Annotated in this window: 19 protein-coding genes; 8 read left to right on the plus strand and 11 right to left on the minus strand. The window is 41.2% G+C overall.

Translation table 11 applies throughout. From position 1 onward, the window contains the following. Nucleotides 1-41: 41 nt before the first annotated feature. The 3 genes from V7K27_RS05515 to V7K27_RS05525 form a co-directional block, all read right to left on the minus strand. The gene (locus V7K27_RS05515; protein ID WP_334945155.1) at nucleotides 42-362 is read right to left on the minus strand and encodes an HAD family hydrolase; all 321 of its coding nucleotides are present in this window, start codon (nucleotides 360-362) and stop codon (nucleotides 42-44) included. An 84-nt stretch (nucleotides 363-446) separates the two neighbouring features. Continuing rightward, the gene (locus V7K27_RS05520) at nucleotides 447-1,181 is read right to left on the minus strand and encodes a class I SAM-dependent methyltransferase (RefSeq protein WP_334945080.1); all 735 of its coding nucleotides are present in this window, start codon (nucleotides 1,179-1,181) and stop codon (nucleotides 447-449) included. 12 nt (nucleotides 1,182-1,193) lie between these two features. After that, the gene (locus V7K27_RS05525; protein ID WP_334945082.1) at nucleotides 1,194-2,273 is read right to left on the minus strand and encodes a sulfonate ABC transporter substrate-binding protein; all 1,080 of its coding nucleotides are present in this window, start codon (nucleotides 2,271-2,273) and stop codon (nucleotides 1,194-1,196) included. A 211-nt stretch (nucleotides 2,274-2,484) separates the two neighbouring features. Here V7K27_RS05525 and V7K27_RS05530 point away from each other — a divergent pair, with 211 nt between their 5' ends. Then, nucleotides 2,485-3,174: a class I SAM-dependent methyltransferase gene (locus V7K27_RS05530; RefSeq protein ID WP_334945084.1), complete on the plus strand. Its 690-nt coding sequence runs from the start codon at nucleotides 2,485-2,487 to the stop codon at nucleotides 3,172-3,174. A gap of 285 nt (nucleotides 3,175-3,459) precedes the next feature. Here the strand turns inward: V7K27_RS05530 and V7K27_RS05535 are convergent, their stop codons facing one another. The 5 genes from V7K27_RS05535 to V7K27_RS05555 all read right to left on the minus strand — a co-directional run bounded on the left by V7K27_RS05535 (nucleotide 3,460) and on the right by V7K27_RS05555 (nucleotide 11,596). Next, on the minus strand, nucleotides 3,460-4,380 hold the full coding sequence (locus V7K27_RS05535) for a hypothetical protein (RefSeq protein ID WP_334945086.1): 921 nt from the start codon (nucleotides 4,378-4,380) through the stop codon (nucleotides 3,460-3,462). A 31-nt stretch (nucleotides 4,381-4,411) separates the two neighbouring features. Continuing rightward, the gene (locus V7K27_RS05540; protein WP_334945087.1) at nucleotides 4,412-5,362 is read right to left on the minus strand and encodes a nuclease A inhibitor family protein; all 951 of its coding nucleotides are present in this window, start codon (nucleotides 5,360-5,362) and stop codon (nucleotides 4,412-4,414) included. Between the two features lie 228 nt (nucleotides 5,363-5,590). Further along, nucleotides 5,591-6,520 carry a nuclease A inhibitor family protein gene (locus V7K27_RS05545; RefSeq protein ID WP_334945090.1) on the minus strand — a complete coding sequence of 310 codons (930 nt, stop codon included), beginning with the start codon at nucleotides 6,518-6,520 and terminating at the stop codon, nucleotides 5,591-5,593. 56 nt (nucleotides 6,521-6,576) lie between these two features. Further along, entirely contained in the window at nucleotides 6,577-7,197 is a 621-nt protein-coding gene (locus V7K27_RS05550; RefSeq protein ID WP_334945092.1) for a hypothetical protein, read from the minus strand. Nucleotides 7,198-7,477: 280 nt separating this feature from the next. After that, nucleotides 7,478-11,596, minus strand: coding sequence for a hypothetical protein (locus V7K27_RS05555; protein WP_334945094.1), 4,119 nt, complete (start codon nucleotides 11,594-11,596; stop codon nucleotides 7,478-7,480). Nucleotides 11,597-11,837: 241 nt separating this feature from the next. Here V7K27_RS05555 and V7K27_RS05560 point away from each other — a divergent pair, with 241 nt between their 5' ends. From V7K27_RS05560 to V7K27_RS05580, 4 genes are all read left to right on the plus strand, one after another. After that, nucleotides 11,838-12,689 carry an ABC transporter ATP-binding protein gene (locus V7K27_RS05560; protein ID WP_334945157.1) on the plus strand — a complete coding sequence of 284 codons (852 nt, stop codon included), beginning with the start codon at nucleotides 11,838-11,840 and terminating at the stop codon, nucleotides 12,687-12,689. After that, on the plus strand, nucleotides 12,646-13,500 hold the full coding sequence (locus V7K27_RS05565) for an ABC transporter permease (protein WP_334945095.1): 855 nt from the start codon (nucleotides 12,646-12,648) through the stop codon (nucleotides 13,498-13,500). The genes V7K27_RS05560 and V7K27_RS05565 overlap by 44 nt, the downstream gene beginning before the upstream one ends. Before the next feature lie 392 nt (nucleotides 13,501-13,892). After that, nucleotides 13,893-14,366, plus strand: coding sequence for a MarR family winged helix-turn-helix transcriptional regulator (locus V7K27_RS05575; protein WP_334945097.1), 474 nt, complete (start codon nucleotides 13,893-13,895; stop codon nucleotides 14,364-14,366). Then, nucleotides 14,332-15,600: an MFS transporter gene (locus V7K27_RS05580; RefSeq protein ID WP_334945099.1), complete on the plus strand. Its 1,269-nt coding sequence runs from the start codon at nucleotides 14,332-14,334 to the stop codon at nucleotides 15,598-15,600. Before V7K27_RS05575 ends, V7K27_RS05580 begins: the two co-directional genes overlap by 35 nt. A 45-nt stretch (nucleotides 15,601-15,645) precedes the next feature. Here V7K27_RS05580 and V7K27_RS05585 read toward each other — a convergent pair whose 3' ends face one another. Continuing rightward, a complete protein-coding gene (locus V7K27_RS05585; RefSeq protein WP_334945101.1) occupies nucleotides 15,646-16,140 on the minus strand; it encodes a hypothetical protein in 495 nt (164 codons plus the stop codon). Between the two features lie 66 nt (nucleotides 16,141-16,206). Between V7K27_RS05585 and V7K27_RS05590 the strand changes: the two genes are divergently transcribed. Together V7K27_RS05590 and V7K27_RS05595 are read left to right on the plus strand one after the other, a co-directional pair. After that, complete coding sequence (locus V7K27_RS05590) at nucleotides 16,207-17,010, plus strand: alpha/beta fold hydrolase (protein ID WP_334945103.1); 804 nt, start codon at nucleotides 16,207-16,209, stop codon at nucleotides 17,008-17,010. A 313-nt stretch (nucleotides 17,011-17,323) separates the two neighbouring features. Next, nucleotides 17,324-18,961 (plus strand): hydantoinase B/oxoprolinase family protein, encoded by a 1,638-nt coding sequence (locus V7K27_RS05595; protein ID WP_334945105.1) that lies wholly within the window; start codon nucleotides 17,324-17,326, stop codon nucleotides 18,959-18,961. Between the two features lie 258 nt (nucleotides 18,962-19,219). On the opposite strand, the gene V7K27_RS05600 is transcribed toward V7K27_RS05595, so the two are convergent. Then, complete coding sequence (locus V7K27_RS05600; RefSeq protein WP_334945107.1) at nucleotides 19,220-19,600, minus strand: VOC family protein; 381 nt, start codon at nucleotides 19,598-19,600, stop codon at nucleotides 19,220-19,222. Between the two features lie 129 nt (nucleotides 19,601-19,729). Between V7K27_RS05600 and V7K27_RS05605 the strand changes: the two genes are divergently transcribed. Then, nucleotides 19,730-20,485 (plus strand): dienelactone hydrolase family protein, encoded by a 756-nt coding sequence (locus tag V7K27_RS05605; protein ID WP_334945109.1) that lies wholly within the window; start codon nucleotides 19,730-19,732, stop codon nucleotides 20,483-20,485. Nucleotides 20,486-20,726: 241 nt separating this feature from the next. On the opposite strand, the gene V7K27_RS05610 is transcribed toward V7K27_RS05605, so the two are convergent. Continuing rightward, complete coding sequence (locus V7K27_RS05610; RefSeq protein ID WP_334945110.1) at nucleotides 20,727-21,827, minus strand: sulfonate ABC transporter substrate-binding protein; 1,101 nt, start codon at nucleotides 21,825-21,827, stop codon at nucleotides 20,727-20,729. Nucleotides 21,828-22,043 lie beyond the last annotated feature (216 nt).

Below are 22,043 nucleotides of genomic sequence, written 5' to 3' on the forward strand. Positions count from 1 at the left end.
ATTTTTTTGGTACTCCCTTAAGCCATCTGGTGCAAATGTGTTTAAATTGACATATTTTTTATTATTTCTATTATTCCTCTTATATTTTTACAATAAAATCTGTAATTCTTTTCGTTTGGTTTTCTTACTAAGATTGCTTTGATTCCTGCGCGTAAAGCTCCAGCTATATCAGCGTCATAACTATCGCCTATCATGATACATTTTTTATTTTCAAGATTTAAATCGTTGATAACGTAATCATAAAATTTGATGTTTGGTTTTTCATAACCAATTTTTCCAGATGTATATATTTCAGTAAAGTAATCTCTAATTCCTAAATTCTCTATAATATCGTTAAGTTCGGGTATATGATTCGATAAAATTACATTTTTATAAACCTAGTGTATTCTCAAAATCCCATAATAAATATTTCATTATACATTACTCGCGCATATTTTGTTGTAGTCTCATACTGATTTACGGGCAATGAATGCTGCATGAGCTTTTGGCAGATTGTACTGACCATAACTACGCACGATCTCAATTTGGAAACCAACTTGACGAAGTTTTTCTGCAATATCTGTCGCTTCATATAACTGCTGATGGTGTACTTCATCATCCCGTCTGTAGTGTTCTCCCACTTTACGAAAGGTAATAATTCGACGGGTGAGTATCCCCTGCTTTTGATCCTCATTTTTTTCGACGAGTACTATCCAATCGTCTCCTTCATTGAATCCCTTAGTTGTGATTTCCGGTGCAATCTGTCCTGGCTCTGCAATGTCGAAAATTAAGACACCTCCAGAAACTAAAGCGTTGTATATGCGGTCAAACAGATCAACCAACGTTTGACGTTCGGGATCTGGATCAAACAAGTAATTAAAGCATTCACTGATCGATATCACAGCATGACACGGTGAAATCTCAGCTTTGAAAAATGATTCGACTCGGAACTCTGCATCTGGCACTCTTTTGCGAGCGATTTCAATCATTGACTGAGAGATATCAATTCCGAGAACACGATAATTAGCCTTCGTGAGTTCTTGCGCTGATAATCCACTTCCACACCCTAAATCTACCACTAGCCCGTCCCGTATTCCGCTCCGATTCAGAATTTCTATAATGCCGGGAGCAGATTTGAGAGCGTAATTACTATAACCGACATCATGGATATACGCGAGATCGTCCTTGTACCACTCTTTCATATTACGATTCAGTTATTTATTCAATTTGCCTTGCCAAACGATTTCCTTAACTTTGATTTCTTTCGGGATCAATTTAATTTTATAGAAGGTATCTGCAACCTCTTGTTGTTTAGTAATCACTTCATCTGTGAGCGGAAGTACATCATATTCACGTCGCTTTTCTGCTATTTCCAACACCGGAGCATCTATACCCAAAGCAGGGGAAAGAAACTTAGCAACTTCACTAGGATTATTCTTTGCCCAGTCACTAACTTTCTTCACCTGATCGAGAACTATTTTCAAGGCATCCGGCTTGGCATCAACAAAAGATTTTGCAGCCAGATAATAACCACGATTGGGAGCTAATCCCGTCGCGTCTGCTAAAGTACGTGCGCCTGTTGCTGCTTCTGCTGCGGCTAAGTAAGGGTCCCAAATTGCCCAAGCATCAACCTTTTTTCCCTCAAAGACAGCACGAGCATCGGCGGGAGTCAGAGTTACTCGTTGGATGTCACTGTACTGTACCCCTGCCTTTTCCAGTGCTTTCACCAATAGGTAGTTAGCATTAGAACCCTTGGCAAAAGCAACTTTTTTACCCTTGAGTTCAGCCACACTTTTAATAGGTGAATCCTTGGGCACCAGGATGGCTTCAGCCTTGGGACTCCAAGGATCGTAGGCAACATAAACTAAAGGAATACCCCCAGCTTGAGCAAATATAGGTGGTGATTCTCCGGTATAGCCAAAATCAATACTACCTGCATTCAATGCCTCTAGGAGTGGGGGTCCAGCAGGAAATTCTGACCAAGTTACGGAAGAGCCTGAAGCTGCGAAAGCTTTCTCTAATTCCCCTCTCGCCTTCAGCGCATAGAGGACAGTTGATGCTTTCTGATAACCTATGCGAACTGTAGTAGCGCTAGCTGCTGGACTGGGGGCTTGGGTTGTCTGCGGTGTGCCAGAGTTGTCGCTTGCGCTTGGAGAACAAGCAGAGAGAGCCAAAGTTAAGCTAAGTCCCACTGCAAACATTATAGAAAAGGTGCGGATTCTTCGTTGTTGGAACCTTTGGAGAAAGGCGATCGCAATACCCAAAAATCGACTTGGAGAGAACTTAGTCAACATCTTTACTCTGCTTTCAGGGATAAATAACTATCAGACTTCAGCAAACCTCCGGTACAACTCCGGCAAGTTTATTGATTTACCGTATTATTATGGAATCATAAAAATATCACATAATTCAAGCTGAAATGCAAGTTGATTCGCTGAAGAAAAAATTCTTCCTAAAAGTTATAGCAACGTCAAATCTAAATTCAATCGGATCAGAAAGCACACCATGACAGATAATATTCTTCAACAACAGATTGATTACTATCGCGCTAGAGCCAACGAATATGATCAGTGGTTCTATAGGAAAGGACGCTACGATCGCGGTACCGAAAACAACCAGCGCTGGTTTTATGAAATAGCTGTGATCAAAAATACATTACACCAAATTGGCGTGGTGGATGATATTTTAGAGTTAGCCTGTGGAACAGGTATCTGGACGCAGGAACTTTTAACTATCGGTAAAAAAATTACTGCGATCGATGCCTCCCAAGAAGTGATTACAATTAATCGCTCCAAGTTAAATTCACTGAGTGTTGAATATCACCTAATCGATTTATTTACATGGCAACCTGACACTGAATATGATTTAGTGTTTTTTGCCTTTTGGCTGTCTCATGTGCCGCCAAAATTACTCGATTCATTTTTGACGAAAGTCTATCAATCTGTTCGCGTTGGTGGACAAGTATTTATCATTGACTCTCGCTTTGAACCGACATCTACGGCTAACAATCATATTCTTAAAGATGACGGAAACATATATAAAAGCCGGAAGTTAAATGATGGTCAAGAATTTCAGATTGTCAAAATTTTTTATCAGCCTGATGAACTTCAAGATCAGCTAAATAAAACAGGTTTTCAGACTGACGTGAAGGTGACAGATAACTATTTTATCTATGCACATGGAACAAAGGTTTAATTGAAGAAGAATGCAGAATCCAGAATTCAGAATTCAGAATTTAGAATCCAGAATCAATCATTCGGGGATTCAGACCCGCGACTGAATTGTTGCACCAGGAAATTGAAAATTTGGTGGGGGTGCAAAAACGCCGATTATTTATCCGCCAGTCGCCCAGAATTCATTCTGAATTCTGACTCCTGACTCCTGAATTCTGTTCGATAAAATGAATAGTCGCTTACCTACTTTTAAACTTTTGGAACTGCGAATCGGACTTTTTAGACATTTGGGTTTTTGCTACTCTTTCTAAGGATTGTATTCAAATTCGCTTTGCGATCGCACCCCTAGCAAATCTCCTGCTGGGGTTTGTCCGACTTCGTAGGTGTAGCCAACATCCCAAAAGCTGATACTGTAGTCAGTGCGGTTATGCAAGCACTGGTTCATAAACTGGCTGAGTTTACGGCTATTGTAGCGACCATCAGTATATTCAACTGTTCGTTTCTCCAAAAAAACCATAGTTGCTGCTTGCAGTGCAAGTTCAATGGCAGTCGTTTTGCTTTTGGCGATCGCACCGACAATTTGATGTTGATAGGTATAGTTGTATCCGCCGTGGTAGTAGCCGTAGTTGGTAATTGGGGTGAGATTATTAAGCAGAATTTGAACTTCAGTTATCAGAGTTTGAGGTGCTTCGCTTGGTGATTCTTCGTAGACAATTTGTGTTGTGGGTTGATTGCGATCGCGGTGATTATAGCTTACTTGATCGGGGATGGTGGGGGCAAGGCAAAACCAGTTGCGATCGCTAGTTTCACCAACCACAATCGACACAGAAAAATATGGATGTTCCCACTCAAAGCTTTGATGTGCTGCTTTGGGAACAGATAAATTATATGCTTGGATATTTTGCAGATGATTTTCAACTAACTGCTGGAGTTGTTGATAGTAGCCAAGGCGTTCATTAGCAATACTTTCGTTCCAAGTGTTGTCCTCGCGTTCTGAACGTGGCGGGGCGTATTCACAAAATTCTTGTTGATTAGTAGGAGTTCTCCATTCTTCAATATTTTGCCAATGTTTAAAAGCAAGTTCTATGTTGGTTAGATGAACAAACCCTTCGGAAATCATTAAATTCCAGAGGTTAAATTCACCTTGGGTTGTAGTTTCCCAAACAAACGAATTTGAGCCAATAAGAACTTGTAGAGTTGCAAAAATGCGTTCTGTTTCAGAGTGCATAATTTATCTTCTTGAGATGTTGTATGTAAAATTAGGGATTGTAATCAAAATCACTTTCTATATAAATTCCAGTTATATCTCCAGCATTGGTTTGACCAACGACATATATATATTCACGATTCCAAAAGCTACATCTGATCATTCTTAAATCGGAAAGATTTTGTGTTAAAAACTTATTTATTTTTTGGTATCTGGGATAAAACTCAGCAATTTCAGCCTCGTCCCATATCCAAGATAAAGCTTCTGGGTCAAACTCATGAAATTTAGCAATATCTAGCATTCCTGCTTGATGTAGAGCTACTAACAATGCTTTTTCTTTAGAGTCGGCTATTCCTTGAACTAAACAATGATTGAATCTATAATCATAGCCACCACCATAATAACCATAAATACTAATCGGTTGTAATTGATTGATAATTTGCTGAAATTTATCTTTCAATTTAGCAGTACTGCTATCGAAAGATGGCTGCATTGTTAAATCAGGTAAATCAGAGTATTTTATTTCGCCTTCTAATCTTGTTTCTCTCGCAACAGTTTGAGAAAAACAAAACCAATTATTCTCTTGGTTTTGACCTAACACAACATAAAAAGAATAGTAAACAGTTTTACTGAATTTAAACACTTCTATATTATGGAGTTTTTCTTGGATAGCATCAGCTAATTCCTGATATATATTTGCCCTTTCATCAGCTAATTCAGGATTGATAATATCTTCATCTTCATAATCACTCGGATCATCATCTGGGTTTAGATAACCGCGACGTTCTAATGCGTGCCAACTTTTTACGGCGACATCAATATCTGTTAGAGTTATCCATCTTTGATCGCGTCCAAGATTGAGTAAGCTAAAGTTGCCTTTTTCCTTTACATCCCAAACGAAAGGTACTAAAGAAGAATATTGATTACTGTGCAGACGAAACTCAAGGGGTTTTTCCGTCAATACTTCAAGAGTACCTAAGATTTTTTCTGTTTCTAAATGCATAAATTTAGCTCTAATTAATTTTACGGTTGATACTTAAGCAAACTATTTTAAGTTATCTAGGGCTATTTCGCTCTAGACATAAACCGCCCAGAAATAAAGTTCCGGGCTAATAACTAAAGTCCGTTAAAACGGACTATAACCTTTTATTAGTCGTCTTTAGACGACTTTCGCTATTAGACTCAGAATTCATTCTGAGGCGGGCTAGATGAGAAAGAAATAGCCCTGAATCTAGGGATTGTAAACAAATTCACTTTTTAGATATAGTCCAACCCAATCTCCAGGGTGACTTTGACCTATTATGTATATATGCTCCTGAGTAAAAAAACTGAATCTATACATAATTACTTCAGGAAATCTCTGGTTAAAAAATTTATTAACTTGCTCATATTTTGCATAAATTTCTTCATAATCTTCCTCATAGTAGTCGCTTAAGTAGTTTTTATCAGTATAAAAGCTATGAAATTGTTTTAGTTCTAGAAGTCTAGCCTTTTGAAAAGCCTGTTCAAATGCTAGTTCTTTAGATACACCAACACCATAAACAATTTGATGATCATAGCTATAGTAATAACCACCACCAAAATCACCTTCTAAGGAAATTGTGCCTATTTCTGAGGTAATTGCTTCAATTTGTGAAATGAAATTTAGTGTGTTTTGACCGTATAATTGACTAGAGGTTGATCGAGATAGAGAAGAACGAGAAATTAGCTCTTGCGGAATTCCTGTTTCTGTATAAACAGTTGGACAAATACAAATCCAATTACCTTCTTCTGTTCTCCCAATTACAAAAGACGATGTAGGATAATAAACTTTCTTGAATCTAAATGATTCTAATTCTTGTAAATTGGTCTGCAAAAACTGAAATAAAGCTGCTAATTTATTGTTCCTAATATTTTTCTCTAGCAAGCTTAAATTGATTTTGGGAAAAAATTCCAGATATTCCAATTCTTGCCAACTTTTAATTATAATATCTACATCTGTAAGCTGTAGCCAACCATTAGCCAGACAGAGATTGATAATATTAAATTCTCCTTGTTCAGATACGTCCCAAACAAATGGAACAATAGTACCGCCGTCTTCATGACCTGGTAAACGAACAGTTAAGTAAGGATCAACAAGAACTTGTAGAGTTCCAAAAATGCGTTCTGTTTCAGTGTGCATAATATATTAGGTGCAATTTAATTACAGTTATGTGATTGATAAATTTGCGATTATTATCATAAGGATGCTTGTAGTAAAGCAGATTTAAATGGTTGCAATAGAATACCAAGAATCTTATCAACATCATTGATGTAGTATTCAACTATATCAATGTATGCTGTTAGTCCTTCCAACATTAAAAACCGCCAGTTGGTTCCACTAGTCACAACTCCATAGATTGTCTTAACTTCTTGTTGAGTATTTTGATTGAATAATTGGGCAGCTATCATAGTGGCAATACATTGTCCTAAACCACCTTTGATATTTTCATTTTTCGCCTCAACAATTGTAAGCACAGGCGCTTTAATGTAAAACTGTTCTTCAGAATCACAGAGAATGAAATCACAAAATCCATTCAATACTTTACTACTATCTACATCAAAATCTGTTCCAGAAAACAGTGATATTTGATAACTTAACTGTCGTCTAACTTCGGTAAGAACTGGCATAATTAGTAATTCTGAACGAGCTTTTTCCGTGTTGATGGCAGTTGCTAGTTGAGTATATTCTTCTAAGAGCGTTGTTAAGCTAGCGGAAGGTTGAATAGGCGACACATCTTTGAATAGATTGCGCTTTTCATCACTTACAAGTTGAAACGTTTCTCGAACTTTGGCAAGTGTGAAATCACTGTATGCCATCTGCAACATCCTCAATTATTCACAAGTTATACCAATTCTCTAAAATCCAGCAACAAATTCAAACTCTAAAACCCCCACTAAATCTCTGACTTTTCACGGTATCTGGAAAACCTCACTTCTATTTCTCTCTCCTAAAAGGAGAGAGACTTTGAATTTTCCCCCAACGCTAGTAGGGAAGGGGGTTAGGGGGTTAGGTTTTTCGTGGCTTTTCCACATAACGTGAAAAGTCAGACTAAATCTGACGGATATTAATTACGAATTACGAATTACGAATTACGAATTACGAATTAGTATTAACTCTAGCGGCTGCGCGGACAATCCGGTTGCTATCTTCAGCAAGTTGCTGACGTAAAACGCTAGGAGTCCCAGAATTATCAGCAACGGCGTAGCGTTCTAGCCAGGATGCAGACTGCGCCCCTTGAGTCAGCACTTCATGGGGAGTTAGCGGGTGGAGGAGTGTTACTAACCGCACAAAGGCATTTTCTGAACTTGCGTATTCTGCAAGTATGCTGACTAAATCATCAGTGCTGGGGTTGTAGAGGCGGTTGAGTCCGCGCAAGGTAGGACTAGTTTGGCGGGTGGTGGGTTGTACAACCAAATCGCGGAGGGTTTCGCGGATGGGTGCAGGGGTGTTGGGATTTTGAGCAACTGCGCGGCGGACTTCGACTTTTTGATCATTTGCCAATTGTGTCAGTATTGTTGCAGGTAGGTTAGAATTGCTAGCCGCAGCAGTGCGTACACTGGAGTTTTCGTCACCTGCGAGAATTTGTAAGACAGTAATTGGTGTATTGGGGTTAGTCGCTACTTTGATTCGCACCTCTACTTGTTCATCTCGCGCCAGTAATTCCAAAACACTTACAGGTGCGTTGATTGTAGCAGCAACAGCTTCACGCACGGATATTACCGCATCTTCCGCTAACCGCAACCACAACGCCTCTGTCAAATTGGGATGGCGGACTAAATAAACCCGCACTTCTACACAAGGGTCTTGGACAAGAATGCCCAGCAATTGCGGTGTTAAACTGGGGTTGTACGCAAGCGATCGCACTATACTATCATCAGTTGTAGGTGGAATAATCGAGCGAGGATCGGGTGTTGCACCGATAAATTCTCTTCTTGCTAAAATCTCCAATGCTTCTATAGGTGTGCGAGGATTACCAGCTATTGAACGCAGTACATTATTATGATCGCCCGGAAATGCACTTTTGAGCATATCCACTGTTTGATTTGGCGTATTTCCTGAATTTTGGGTACTCAGAACAATTTGAGCAAGTGCGCGAGGCGGTGTGTTGGGATTGCGAACAACTTCCAAACGAGTTGTAAAATCTGGATGGCTAGCTAGCACTTCCAAAGTTTCAGGAAATGTATTAGCATTACTGGCGACAGCACGCACGGTAGCTACATAAGAATCTCTAGCTAACTGTCTTAAAACGGTGGCTGGTGTATTAGGGTGAGATGCGACTCGATAACGCACTGAACTATCGGTGTGACTTGCTAACTGTGACAAAGTTTCAGCAGGCATTTGTGAACCTTTGACAGGATGTTTAATAAAATCAGCAAGATTTTTGCTACTCATGCTTTTAACCGCCTGAGCAAGTACAATTCCTGGTGTATTAGGATTACGTTGATTTACGAGATTTTCTTCTAAGCCTAAGCGAGTGAGTATTGTGACTGGAGTATTGGGGTTAGCAGTTAGTCTTGATTTGACTTCACGGCTAGTATCATTGGCTAACCGCGTCAAAAGTTCAACAGGTGAATCGGGATGTTCTGCAACTTTGGCTCTGACTTCCTCAGATTCATCTTGCGCCAATATTTCTAATAGTTGAATAGGCGTTGGTGTTTTGTTATAAGATGATTTGTAGAGAAGCAGTGAACGCACGTTAAAGCTTTTATCTCGCGCCAGTTCTAGCAAATTTTGGAGTGGTAAATTGGCATTTTGTAAAACAACTTGACGCACGGTTTCATCTGCATCTTTGGTCAGTTGTTCCAAGACTTGAATCGGAGTTTTATTGCTACCTGCTGCGGTCAATTTAGCTTTTTGATCTCCGTTTTGCAGAACCTGTGCTAAAGCATAAGGACTATCGTAACGCTGTGCCATTAATTGGTGAGTGTTGGCAACTTCTTGAGCTTCTTCTTTACCAAGTAACAACCGATAACGTTCTAAAATAGGTAAGTTGGGATTAGCAATAACTATATCAAACATTGTGACATTACTCTCAGTTTGTCTCTCATGGGGATGATGGACAAATCGAAGCAGTAAATCAGCAGGAGCATTTGGGTTTTCAGCAATAACCCTCCAGATCGAATCATGCGGTTGTGGCTGATTTGCAATTCGCCTGAGAAGATATTCAGGCGTAGCAGGATTTTTGGCGATCGCTTTTTGTTGTCCTTGTTCAAGTAATTGTTCTAACACTGAAAGAGGTGTGCGAGAATCCATAGCAATTTCTTTGCCAACATGATCGAGAAGCTGTTGTAAATATTCCATCCGTTCGACTTCAGGAACCTGTAGATTATAAGCTAGCGCTAAAAGTACATCACGATCACTATATTGATAATCAAGCGGGATTGATGGTCTGATAAGTTTATTTTTTAAGTGTTCTCGCAAAGTCACTGGAGTGTTAGGATTGCCAACAAGTGCTACTCCGACTGACCGTAGGGTATATTTTACAGAACTGTTAATCTCTTCCAAAATATCTTTTAGGTCTCTGACAACTCGTTCCAGTGATTTATCAGTTATATTGGGAAGCACTTCAGCCCATTGAGGCATTAATTGAATCATCAATGCAGTCAGTTGGCAACTCGTGTCCAAAGATGTTAAGTTGCTTTCCATTACTTCGAGCAAATTATGACTCTCAATAATTTCCATCCAGCTTTCAACATCAACAGATATACCTGCTGGATATAAAATCTCATGCTGTAAATGATACATAACATCGTCAGCATGAGATTTGAATGGGAAAGCATTTGCTGCATATTCTGATGCTAAAACTCGCCGAATTTCTCGTAAGACTTTTGTTTGATAAAACTCATTTTGCGCGATCGTTTGCAAAATATGCACAGGTGTATGAGGATTTTCCGCGACTTGGACTTGAATCCTCTCGTCAGCATTAACAGCTAACTCTGCTAATAAACTTAATTTGAGTTCTTCAGGAGTTTGAGAATTCCGAGCAAGGGCTAGTTGTACATACGGATTAGGATATTGTGTCAAATGTTGTAAAATTTCCACTGAAGCTTGGGGATGTTTGGCAATATCAGCTAAAAATCTTGTCTCATCTTGAAGCCATTTTTGCACGGTCATGCCTTCTTCTAAAGTTTGGAATATCAGTGAAAAATTAGTTTGGTTCTTCAATGCATCCAAATCAACATTCGCTAACTCAGCTAAAATCCAGGTTGGTGTATTTGGCTGATCCAGAAACAGATACCGCCATTTGTAATTTTTCCAAAGCGGTTTCTCTGTCGCTACTTCGTTAAAAAATCGCTCTAAAATACTAGTTGGTAAATTTTTCCTTCTTTCCAAAAGTTGCTGTTGAGTTGGAAATAATTGATGCAATATTTCTTCCGTTGCATTCCTATGTTCTGCCACGGCTGCTTGTATCGTTTTATCTTGATGTTCTGCTAACACAGCCAACACATCTGCGGGTGTTTCTGGATTCTTCGCTACCGCTAACTGAATTTTGTACACCGCATCCCCAGCCAACTGCATCAGCGTCTCTGCTGTCGCTGAGGGATTTTGCGCCACAGCCAACCGAATCCACGGCCAACGACTCAGCCCCAGCATCGCTAATTGTTCACCATCGGTATTCCAGTCAGATGCAACGGCATACTGTCCTTCCACCAGTTCAATTAATGGTGGTGGACAACTGGGATTAAATTTCACCGCCAACCGTACTGGTAATTCTAAATCACCCGCCAACTGCTCTAACACTGCTGACGGCGTTTCTGGCGACTCTGCCACCTGTAACCTTGGTTCTAGGCTTGGTTCCTGTGACAGTCGTTGTAATAATTGCAACCGATAACGCAACGGCATTTGGGGATTTCGCAATCCTTGAATTAGTGGCTCGGCTGGAACCCATTCGCTGAAAAAGCAAGGAGGTACAGACCCGATTCTGAGCAGTTCTACCGCCAATCGGTCGTTTTGCCCTAGCTGACGCTGTTGCAGGATTTCATCAACTGCTTGCTGCCACCCGTCTGTTATTTCTCCGGCAAAATTTACGTGTAAACTTGCCGCTTCTGCTACCTGTGCATCAGCACTATTAACTAGAATTTCTAAAAGACTACGCGGTGTCTGGTGGAAACTAGCGATCGCTAATTGCAATGCTACTGACTCTTGCAATAACTGCTCTGGCGCTGACAAAAATCTTTGCAAATCTGATCCGCTAACTGGCTGAAGAGGTTGCATGGCTGTATAACTCAAGCTAACAGTACATTTATACTATAAAAAGGATACGTCAAAACTATTGTGATTTTGTATCCCTATCTTTATAATTCCCAATGCGATCGTGAATTAACTGGGCAATTGGATTTTGAGACATAAATTCACCTCGTTGTTAATGATTTATGCCAAAAGTCTATTGACTTCCAACCAATATGTTGAGAAACTAATAGTTAGCTTACCTAATTATTGTGAGTGCATCAAACTTGTGACTATACTGACGGGAAAAATAAATCGGTCAGAACCTCCTAGCGAAGCAAGAGGGCTGATTTTGGAAACTCAGGGACTCACACGCCGTTTTGGGAAGTTAACGGCTGTTAATAACCTGAGCATATCTGTGGAACAGGGTGAAGTATTTGGGCTGCTTGGACCGAATGGGGCAGGGAAAAGTACAGTTATTAAGATGTTGACAACTTTACTGCCTCCCAGTGCAGGAACAGCAACCTTAGCTGGCTATGATGTGACTCGTGAATCTAATCCTGTGAGACGGGCTATTGGCTATGTACCCCAGGCGCTCTCTGCTGATGGTAGCCTCACGGGTTACGAAAATCTTTTAATTTTTGCCAAGCTGTATGGAATACCTGCCAAAGGACGCGATCGCCGCATCTATGAAATTTTAGAATACATGGGTTTGCAAGATGCGGCGAAGCGCTTGGTACGAAACTACTCTGGTGGGATGATCCGCAAGCTGGAAATCGGCGTATCAGTGCTACATCAACCCCAAATTTTGTTTCTTGATGAGCCGACTGTCGGACTAGATCCCATCGCTCGAACTCAAGTATGGCAGCTTGTGGAACAACTCTGTGCTGATTACGGCACAACTATATTTTTAACAACCCACTTTTTAGAAGAAGCAGATAGCTTATGTAACCGCGTGGCGATTATGCAGCAAGGTGAAGTCGTAATTACAGGCGCACCAAGCGACTTAAAAGCTTCATTAGATAAACCAAACGCAACTTTGGATGATGTCTTTATTCACTATACAGGCGACCAGTTAACATCAGGAGTCAACTACCGTGACACAGCAAGAACCAGACGTACTGCTCAACGGTTGGGTTAAAAGCCCAGCTACTCACCGAGGAAATATTATCTCTGCAATTAAAGAGGTAGTTACGAAAACTCTGGCGATCGCAGAATTGGAAGTGCGTAAACTCCGCCACGATCCCACTGATTTAGTAGTTAGATCGGTGCAACCGTCATTATGGTTACTGATTTTTGGGCAAGTGTTCTCCAAACTTCACGAAATTCATACAGGGAACTTACCATATTTAGACTTTATGGCTGCTGGCATTCTCGCTCAAAGCGTGTTGAATGTGGCCATTTTCACTGGTGGAATGACACTAATTTGGGAACGAGATTTAGGGATTGTACATAAATTTCTTGCTAGTCCTACACCCCGTGTAGCAATGGTCTTAGGCAAAGCTCTAGCATGTGGAGTCCGGTGCTTATCCCAAGTAGCAGTAATTTATGTATTGGCTTTTTTCTTAGGTGTAAAATTAAATCTCCATCCTCTAGCATTTCTGCAAGTGCTATTGGTAGTGATGCTGGGGGCGGCTTGCTTTTGTCTTTTTTCATTAATCATTGGCTGCTTGGCAAAAACCAGAGAGCGGATGACCGGAATTGGACAAATGTTAACCATGCCGTTATTTTTTGCCAGCAATGCTATTTATCCCATCTCAATGATGCCCGGCTGGTTAAAGATTATTTCCCACTTAAATCCCTTAACTTATCAGGTTGACGCCTTACGCAGCGCCATGCTAGCGGATGGAATCAGCGTCTATGGCTTTGGTTGGGATTTAGCAATTCTCTCATTAGCAGTAACAGTCTTGACGATCATCGGTGGACGACTTTATCCACGGGTAGCAATGTGATCCGCAAGGCGGAATTCAAAATTCAAAATTCAAAATTCAAACAGGTATACAGCGTAAGCGGTTGATTGATTTGGAATCGGTAGTTTATTTAGGGACTTCCAAGAAATAAATTACCCAAATAAACGAACCACAGAGACACAGAGAAGCCAGTGCGTTGGGCGGGTTCCCCGACTTGAAGCAACTGGCGCGACACAGAGGAATGAGGAGGAGAGAGTTTTTTCGTCAGTTTTTCGAGTATTTTTTTATTTGGAAGTCCCTTACGCCGTGTTGTACTAGCATCTATCGCTTTGGTCTGGATTGTACAATTCTCTTATTAAGGTTAATTATCTTAACCATCATCGCTGGAAAACTTTATCCACGGATGGAAATGTAATCAGGAGAACAACAAGCCCATGACCTTGGATAAACCTACTAAAGGTGCAACTTCCGAAGAATGTGCCGCTAGGGTAATGGACACAGTTCCATTAGTGATGCGGTTTATCCGAGCGGATATGCGTGCCCATAGCGCTGCTTTTTTATCTATACCTCAGTTGCGATCGCTAGCATTTATCAACCGCAATCCTGGAGCTTCATTATCTGAGCTAGCAGAGCATTTAGGTGTCACCTCTGCCACGGCATCAGCAACCATAGAACGCTTAGTCCAACGCGATTTCGTGAAACGCTGCGATCATCCTCAAGAGCGGCGGCGGGTGCTGCTCAATCTCACTGAAGAGGGAAGACACCATCTCAAGCAATCCCAAGATCAAACTCGCGCTCATATTACCGATCTGCTGAAAGGTCTTACAGAAGAGCAAATTTCCAACATTGAAGAAGGCTTAACTCTACTAAAAAATGTCTTCGAGCAAACAGAACTCAAATCCCCATAACTCTGAGGTTGCACAGCACGATCCCTTTGCAGCCCTGAAGTTTCGAGACTATCGACTATTTACCATTGGACGGCTGGTGCTGTTTGTGGGATCGCAAATGCAAACTGTAGCCATCGGCTGGGAACTCTATGAGCGGACTGATTCAGCGATCGCTTTAGGTGGCGTGGGGCTGGCGCAAGTCTTGCCGATGATTGCTCTCACCTTGATTGTCGGACATGTGGCCGATCGCCGCGATCGCAAACTGATCATTTTACTGTCGGTAATGTTGCTAGCTCTCTGCTCCCTAGCTTTGGGTGTACTTTCCTATACTAAAGGTGCAGTTTTTCTAATTTACGCCTGCTTGGTATTAACAGGTGTTGCTAGGGCTTTCCTCAGACCTGCCAGTGATGCCTTCATGTGGCAGTTGATACCTGTCAGTGCTTTTACGAATGCAGCAACCTGGAATAGTGGTAGCTTTCAATTAGCCGCAGTTATCGGCCCAGCCTTTGGAGGATTTGGAATTGCACTACTGGGAAGTGCTACAGGAGTTTATGTGCTAGCTGCGATCGCGGCGTTGCTGTGTTTTATTTTAACGCTGGCGATCAAAGAGAAAAAAGGTATTCGCACAACAGAGCCAATCTCACTCAAAGCCCTGTCAGCTGGTGCTAAATTTGTTTGGCAGAATCAGTTAATTTTAGCAGCAATTACATTGGATATGTTTGCTGTCTTGTTGGGTGGTGCGATCGCGCTCCTTCCGATTTTTGCCAAAGATATTTTACATGTGGGGCCAGTGGAGTTGGGATATTTACAGGCAGCACACTCCATCGGTGCTTTGAGCATGGGTATTACCCTGGTGTATTTACCACCGTTACGCAAAGCAGGCCCAGCCTTATTGTGGTCAGTGGTTGGCTTTGGGGTTGTCACAATTATCTTTGGACTTTCTCGTTCCTTTTGGCTATCTATGTTGATGCTGATCCTGGGTGGCGCACTAGATAGTATTAGCGTTGTGATTCGCCATACATTAGTTCAAATTAGAACACCGGATCATTTGCGTGGTCGGGTTGCTGCTATTAATAGCGTGTTTATTAGTGCCTCAAATGAATTAGGGGGCTTTGAGTCAGGCTTGACAGCTGCCTTGTTTGGCCCAGTGATTTCGGTTGTAGGTGGTGGAATTGGCACAATTGTAGTAGTGATTGCTACGGCGATGATTTGGCCCGGAATTCGGAAGTTAGGGGCTTTGCAGGAGTATAAATAATTCGTAATTCGTAATTAAAAAACTTTACTTAAAAGATAGTCATATCTAGTCAGATGTAGTTTTTCTATCCGGCTTGAGTAGTTGCGATGAATCTGACTCGATGTGCAACTTATTCTTCGCCATTGCATGGGCTGATAATGCCATTGCATGGGCTGACAATGCCATTGCATCGCCTGACAATGCTATTGCATCGGCTGATAATGCCATTGCATCGGCTGATAATGCCATTGCATCGGTTGACAATGCCATTGCATCGGCTGACAATGCCATTGTATTGGCTGACAATGCTTTGCATGGGAATGAGAAAAACTTCATTACAGCTATTTTCAGGTAAATAGACCACGCGGGTAGGGGCACAGCATTGCTCATCCGTGTCAACTTAAGCCAGGGCGAATAGAATTCGCGGCTACACAAACAAAGTCCACCTCCGTGGACTAATACAAAATCAAGGATTCTTAACCCACGTTCGCCCTTGGCGTTCCGCAGGAAAGGTGGGTAAAGCCTCGTGTAGACAAGCCAGTGCGTTGGGCGGCGAGCCACTCTTGTTGCAACTGGCGTGCGGTTTCTAACCGCCCTTTTAACCTTAATTCTTATTTCTTATTGACTATGCCCAAGGTTGAGATTAACGGAATTGATTTGTTCTACGATATTAAAGGAAGCGGTGAGCCATTGTTATTAATAGCTGGCTTCCTTTGCGATCATGCCTATTGGTCGCTGATTATGCGATCGCTGACTTCGCACTATCAAGTTATTCGCTTGGACAACCGAGGTATGGGGCGAAGTTCTGCTCCCGAAAGTCCCTATAGTCTCAAACAGATGGCTAGTGACGTTGCAGCATTGCTTGATCATATTGCGATCGATAAAGTGCATCTAGCAGGTCATTCAATGGGTGGTCAGATAGCCCAAGAACTAGTGTTAGCACATCCTCAAAAGGTACAAAGTCTGATGCTACTTTCATCGTTAGCAAAGGGTGATGCATTATTCAACAGCATTATTGAGACTTGGGGCGACCTCTGCGCTAATGTAGACCTGAAACTTTATGAAAAAGTCGTATTACCGTGGATATTTACAGATACGTTCTACTCGATTCCTGGAATGATCGAAGGTCTGATCGAATTTGCAATCAAATATCCTTTCTTGCCTGCGACTCATTCACTCTATCATCACAGCCGAGCCATGCTTGACTTTGACACAACAGATCGCCTTCAACAAATTCATTGTCCTACCCTAGTTCTAGTTGGCAAACAAGACATTCTCACCCCGCTAAAGTTTTCTCAACAACTTGCTCAAGGCATTCCCAACGCTGAACTTTTAGTCCTCGACTGTGGTGGTCATGGCTTCTTAATTGAGTCACCGGATGCTGTGGTTTCAGCTATGCTTAACTTCCTGCGGAAATCGAAGCCAACTTAGAGGATGTTTGAAAAGTCCTGTTATCGGTATCAAAAGTTTTAGCTCCCTCTAAATCTCCCGATAAATTGGGAGACTTTGATTCCGGTTCCCCCTTTTTTAAGGGGGGTTAGGGGGGATCTAAAAGTGCCTAAAGTCACAGCGAAAAACTTTTCAAACAACCTCTTACACTATGTGACATCCAAATAAAAAAATATCCCAAAACTGACGCAAAAATCCTCTCTATTTCTCTTCTCTCTGTGTTCTCTGCGTCTCTGTGGTTCGTTTCCTTAAATAATTTACTTCTTGGAAGTCCCTAAACAAACAGAAATCAAAAATGTACACAACAACTCAACCTGATCCCGTCCGCTTGGAAATATTCAAAAATCTCTATCAATTTATCGCCGAACAAATGGGAATTGTGTTACAAAACACGGCCACATCAGTGAATATCAAAGAGAGGCTAGATTTCTCCTGTGCTATTTTTGACTCATCGGGATTATTAGTCGCTAATGCTCCCCACATTCCTGTACATTTAGGCTCAATGAGTGAAAGTGTCAGCAGCTTAATTAACGATCAAGGTGACACTCTAAAACCAGGAAATGTCTATTTATCTAATAACCCCTATAATGGCGGAACCCACCTTCCTGATGTCACTGCAATTACCCCTGTATTTCTGAAAAGTGAGGAAAATACTACACCGCCTACTCCGATTTTCTACGTCGCTTCTCGTGGACATCAAGCCGATATCGGTGGAATTACTCCTGGTTCAATGCCTCCCCACAGTACCACAGTAGAAGAAGAAGGAATTATTTTTGATAATTTTCTCTTAGTTGAAGAGGGAAATTTTCGAGAAATTGCAGTCAGACAGCACCTCTCAAATCATACTTATCCTGCGCGTAACCCTGAGCAAAATATCGCTGATTTAAAAGCACAAATTGCCGCAAATGAACGGGGAGTTCAAGAACTCCGTAAAATGACTTCACAATACGGGCTTGAGACTGTCCAAGATTATATGAAATTTGTGCAAGCTAATGCTGAAGAGTCAGTGAAAAAGGTTATCAATCTTCTCAAAGATGGCTCATTTGTTTATGAAATGGATAATGGGGCAATAATTAAAGTTAAAGTGACAATTCACCAAGAAAGTCGTAGTGCTACCATTGATTTTACTGGCACATCTGGGCAACTAAATAGTAATTTTAATGCTCCGAAAGCGGTAACTCAAGCAGCAGTCTTATATGTCTTTCGGACTTTGGTTGATGATCATATTCCTCTGAATGCCGGGTGTCTTAATCCTCTAGAAATTATTATACCTGTCGGCTGTATGCTGAATCCAATTTATCCAGCAGCAGTAGTAGCGGGTAATGTCGAAACTTCTCAAACCATTGTTGATGCTTTATATGGCGCTTTGGGTGTGATGGCTGCTTCTCAAGGAACGATGAATAATTTTACTTTTGGTAATGAGCAATATCAATATTATGAAACTATCTGTGGCGGCTCTGGAGCAGGAATTGATTTTGATGGAACTGATGGTGTTCATTCTCACATGACTAACTCCCGCTTGACCGATCCAGAAGTTTTAGAAACCCGTTATCCGGTACTTTTAGAAAGCTTTAGTCTTCGTCCCGATAGCGGTGGTAAAGGGAAATATTCTGGTGGTAATGGAGTTATCCGCCGCATCCGTTTTCTAGAACCGATGACAGCTAATATTCTCTCTAGTCATCGGGTTGTCCCTCCCTTTGGATTAAATGGTGGGGAAGCCGGAATTGTCGGACGCAACTGGATACAACGTGAGAATGGAATTGAAGAGAATTTAGACAGCACAGCAACAGTAGAGATGAGATATGGGGATGTTTTTGTGATAGAAACTCCTGGAGGAGGCGGATTTGGTCACACAATTTTGGATTTTGCGAAAAGTTGCGTGCGGGGGTTCCCCCCGTTGAGCAAACTTTTCAAGACAGATTTTAGATTTTAGATTTTAAAATCTAAAATTCGCTAAAAAGTGAGGATGACAATCAGATTATGCACTTTGAATTTTGAATTTTGAATTGTTAATTGTTAATTGTGTTAGAGGTTGTTTGAAAAGTGGTTGGCTGTGATTTTAGGCACTTCTAGATCCCCCCTAGCCCCCCTTAAAAAGGGGGGAAAACTTCTTAAAGTCCCCCTTTTTAAGGGGGATTTAGGGGGATCTCAAAGTATTTGCTACCAAGATGAGGACTTTTCAAACATCCTCTTAGATAAATTCTGCTATTTCTATGCGATTACCACCCGGATCGCGGACAAAAAAGCGATTGTATCCGCTTGGGGGGCGATCGCTAATAATTTCTACCTTATATGCTTGGAGATGTTTGGCAAATACTTCTAAGTTGTGAACCCGGAAACATATATGTCGCCTAGATACTTCGTTATTAGCCGGCTTCTCTATAGCTACATGGATTTGAATATCCCCCAGCACATACCATGCGCCTCCATTAGCTTGGAGAGCCTCTGGTTTAATAATTTCAGTGAGTCCCAAAATTTGGTTGTAAAAAAACAGCATCGCGTTTTCTACTTCCGGTGGTGATGTCACCTGAATATGATCGATTCCTGTGAGCCACACTTTTATTTCCTCCATACTTGTTTTTCTTACTTGGTTATGGAATGATGCTTTTATAAAATACGGTAAGTTAACGTGTTTACCGTAGTATATCGATAAATATCAACAACAATCAACTCTCAACGACATTGTAGGCTAAATCCTAAAATGACAAACACAGGAATTCGCACAACTCAAGTTAAAGTCCCAAACGGTGATTTGCAAATTGATGCTTACTTAGCTGAACCTGCAAAAGAGGGAACTTTCCCCGGCGTGATTGTGATTCAGGAAATCTTTGGGGTAAATATTCATATTCGGGAAGTTGCTGAGAAGTTTGCTAAGGACGGGTATGTAGCGATCGCTCCCGCACTTTATCAGCGCACTGCTCCCGGTTTCGAGGCTAAATATACTCCAGAAGATATCCAGCGTGGTAGAACCTATAAAGAACAGACCACAGCCGAGGAAATATTGAGCGATATTCAAGCGGCGATCAACTATTTGCAAACTCTACCAAATGTACAGAAAGATGCGATCGGTTCTATTGGTTTCTGCTTTGGTGGTCATGTTGTGTACTTAGCAGCCACTTTACCAGACATTAAAGTTACAGCTTCCTTCTACGGTGGCGGAATTACCAACTCTACACCCGGTGGTGGTGAACCAACTATCACCCATACTTCGCAGATTAAAGCCCCCATTTACGCCTTCTTTGGTACAGAAGATAAAGGCATCCCACTAGAACACACAGAACAAATTGAAGCCGAATTAAAGAAATATCAAATTCCTCATAAAATCTTCCGCTATGAGGGTGCAGAACATGGCTTTTTCTGCAACCATCGCGCCAGCTACAATCCCGAAGCCGCCGCCGACGCTTGGCAACAAGTCTTAGAACTATTCCAAAAAAACCTCCAACTGCAAACAGTCTAAATCTCATAGGACTTACGCAAAACTACACGCGGTAGGGGCAATTCATGAATTGCCCCTACCCAAAAATAAGGGTTTCGGCTATTGTTTGCGTAAGTCCTGTCTCAAATACTCTCTGCGCGACGCTCCGCGAACAAGTTTTGAACCACATCTGTCGTAGGGGCACAGCATTGCTGTGCCCCTACCCGCGTGGTCTATTTACCTGAAAATAGCTGTAAGAAAAGGCTTAATTACGAACTACTAATTATTTAGTTTTGGGTGAAAAAGCTGCATATTGCTCAGGTGTAAGCATCGCTTCTTTGACGTTAATTTCTTTGGGAATCAATTTAAGTTCATAGAATTTATCAGCAACTTGCTGCTGAAGAGTAATTAATTCTTGAGAAATTGGTATAAGGCCAAACTTTCTTCTATTAGTACTTTTTTGCATTGTTTCTAAATCAATGCCCAAAATGGAGGAGAGATTTGCAGCTACTTCATCTCGATGTTGATCAGCCCATTGTTCAAAATTTTGAATTTCTTCTAACACTGTCTTAATAAGTTCTGGCTGTTGGCTAGCAAATTTTTGGCTGGCAAGGTAATATCCTCCTTGTTTATTAATTCCTGTACCATCAATTAATACACGAGCATTGGCAGATTTCTCCGCTGCTGCGTAAAATGGGTCCCAAATTGACCAAGCATCAACACTACCTCTGACAAAGGCAGCACGAGCATCGGCTGGTGGTAAATATATAGGTTGAATATCACTATATTTCAAACCATATTTTTCTAAAATTTGCACAAGCAGATAATGGGCGCTAGAACCTTTTTGGAAAGCAATCTTTTTACCTTTGAGATCGTTGACTGTTTTGATGGCAGAATTTTTGGAAACAAGAATTGCTGAACCAGCAGGACTTGGGGCAATTCCGGCGATATATGTAATTGCAGTACCTCCTGCTTGGGCAAAAATTGGTGGCGATTCTCCAGTATTTCCTAAGTCAATACTGCCAACATTCATGGCTTCTAAAAGCTGTGGACCAGCCTGAAATTCAATCCATTGAACAGATACACCTTCAGGTTGTAATCGCTTTTCTAAAAACCCTTTATTTTTTAGGAGAATTGAGGATTTTTGATAGCCTATTCTGACTACTGATGCTTTGGTTTGAGTGGAATTATTGGCAGATGTTGTAGTATTAGTTGGATTATTTACTGTACAAGCAGCAAATAACAAGCTGACGCATAAGCCAGTAATAAATGCCCCAGTAAATTTTATCGGGACAATAGATAAGAATCGCCTTGGATTGGCAAATCTGAAAATAACCCATTTTTGCCAATAGATTATTAGGCGCTGAAATAAAAATTTCAACATTAAGTTTTACCTCTTTTTTCGGGTGAAATACTAATCTGTTCGATTGACAGGATTTTTAGAACAAGTAATGATGTTGAAGAAGAATGCAGAATCCAGAATTCAGAATTCAGCAATCTTTCAGTCGGGGATTGGGACCCGCCACTACGAAAGTTGACCACCAAATCATAGATTTGGTGGGGGTGCAAAAACTCCGGTTATTCATCCGCTTTTTCGTAC

It is taken from the genome of Nostoc sp. (genome assembly GCF_036919575.1).
In the GTDB taxonomy this organism is placed as follows: domain Bacteria; phylum Cyanobacteriota; class Cyanobacteriia; order Cyanobacteriales; family Nostocaceae; genus Nostoc.

What these genes read in the sequence shown, in the direction of transcription:
- V7K27_RS05520 (WP_334945080.1), bottom strand. Translation starts at nt 1,181, where the DNA reads ATGAAAGAGTGGTACAAGGACGATCTCGCGTATATCCATGATGTCGGT.
- V7K27_RS05525 (WP_334945082.1), bottom strand. Translation starts at nt 2,273, where the DNA reads ATGTTGACTAAGTTCTCTCCAAGTCGATTTTTGGGTATTGCGATCGCC.
- V7K27_RS05530 (WP_334945084.1), top strand. Translation starts at nt 2,485, where the DNA reads ATGACAGATAATATTCTTCAACAACAGATTGATTACTATCGCGCTAGA.
- V7K27_RS05545 (WP_334945090.1), bottom strand. Translation starts at nt 6,520, where the DNA reads ATGCACACTGAAACAGAACGCATTTTTGGAACTCTACAAGTTCTTGTT.
- V7K27_RS05540 (WP_334945087.1), bottom strand. Translation starts at nt 5,362, where the DNA reads ATGCATTTAGAAACAGAAAAAATCTTAGGTACTCTTGAAGTATTGACG.
- V7K27_RS05590 (WP_334945103.1), top strand. Translation starts at nt 16,207, where the DNA reads ATGCCCAAGGTTGAGATTAACGGAATTGATTTGTTCTACGATATTAAA.
- V7K27_RS05610 (WP_334945110.1), bottom strand. Translation starts at nt 21,827, where the DNA reads ATGTTGAAATTTTTATTTCAGCGCCTAATAATCTATTGGCAAAAATGG.
- V7K27_RS05580 (WP_334945099.1), top strand. Translation starts at nt 14,332, where the DNA reads ATGTCTTCGAGCAAACAGAACTCAAATCCCCATAACTCTGAGGTTGCA.
- V7K27_RS05595 (WP_334945105.1), top strand. Translation starts at nt 17,324, where the DNA reads ATGTACACAACAACTCAACCTGATCCCGTCCGCTTGGAAATATTCAAA.
- V7K27_RS05535 (WP_334945086.1), bottom strand. Translation starts at nt 4,380, where the DNA reads ATGCACTCTGAAACAGAACGCATTTTTGCAACTCTACAAGTTCTTATT.
- V7K27_RS05550 (WP_334945092.1), bottom strand. Translation starts at nt 7,197, where the DNA reads ATGGCATACAGTGATTTCACACTTGCCAAAGTTCGAGAAACGTTTCAA.
- V7K27_RS05555 (WP_334945094.1), bottom strand. Translation starts at nt 11,596, where the DNA reads ATGCAACCTCTTCAGCCAGTTAGCGGATCAGATTTGCAAAGATTTTTG.
- V7K27_RS05605 (WP_334945109.1), top strand. Translation starts at nt 19,730, where the DNA reads ATGACAAACACAGGAATTCGCACAACTCAAGTTAAAGTCCCAAACGGT.
- V7K27_RS05600 (WP_334945107.1), bottom strand. Translation starts at nt 19,600, where the DNA reads ATGGAGGAAATAAAAGTGTGGCTCACAGGAATCGATCATATTCAGGTG.
- V7K27_RS05575 (WP_334945097.1), top strand. Translation starts at nt 13,893, where the DNA reads ATGACCTTGGATAAACCTACTAAAGGTGCAACTTCCGAAGAATGTGCC.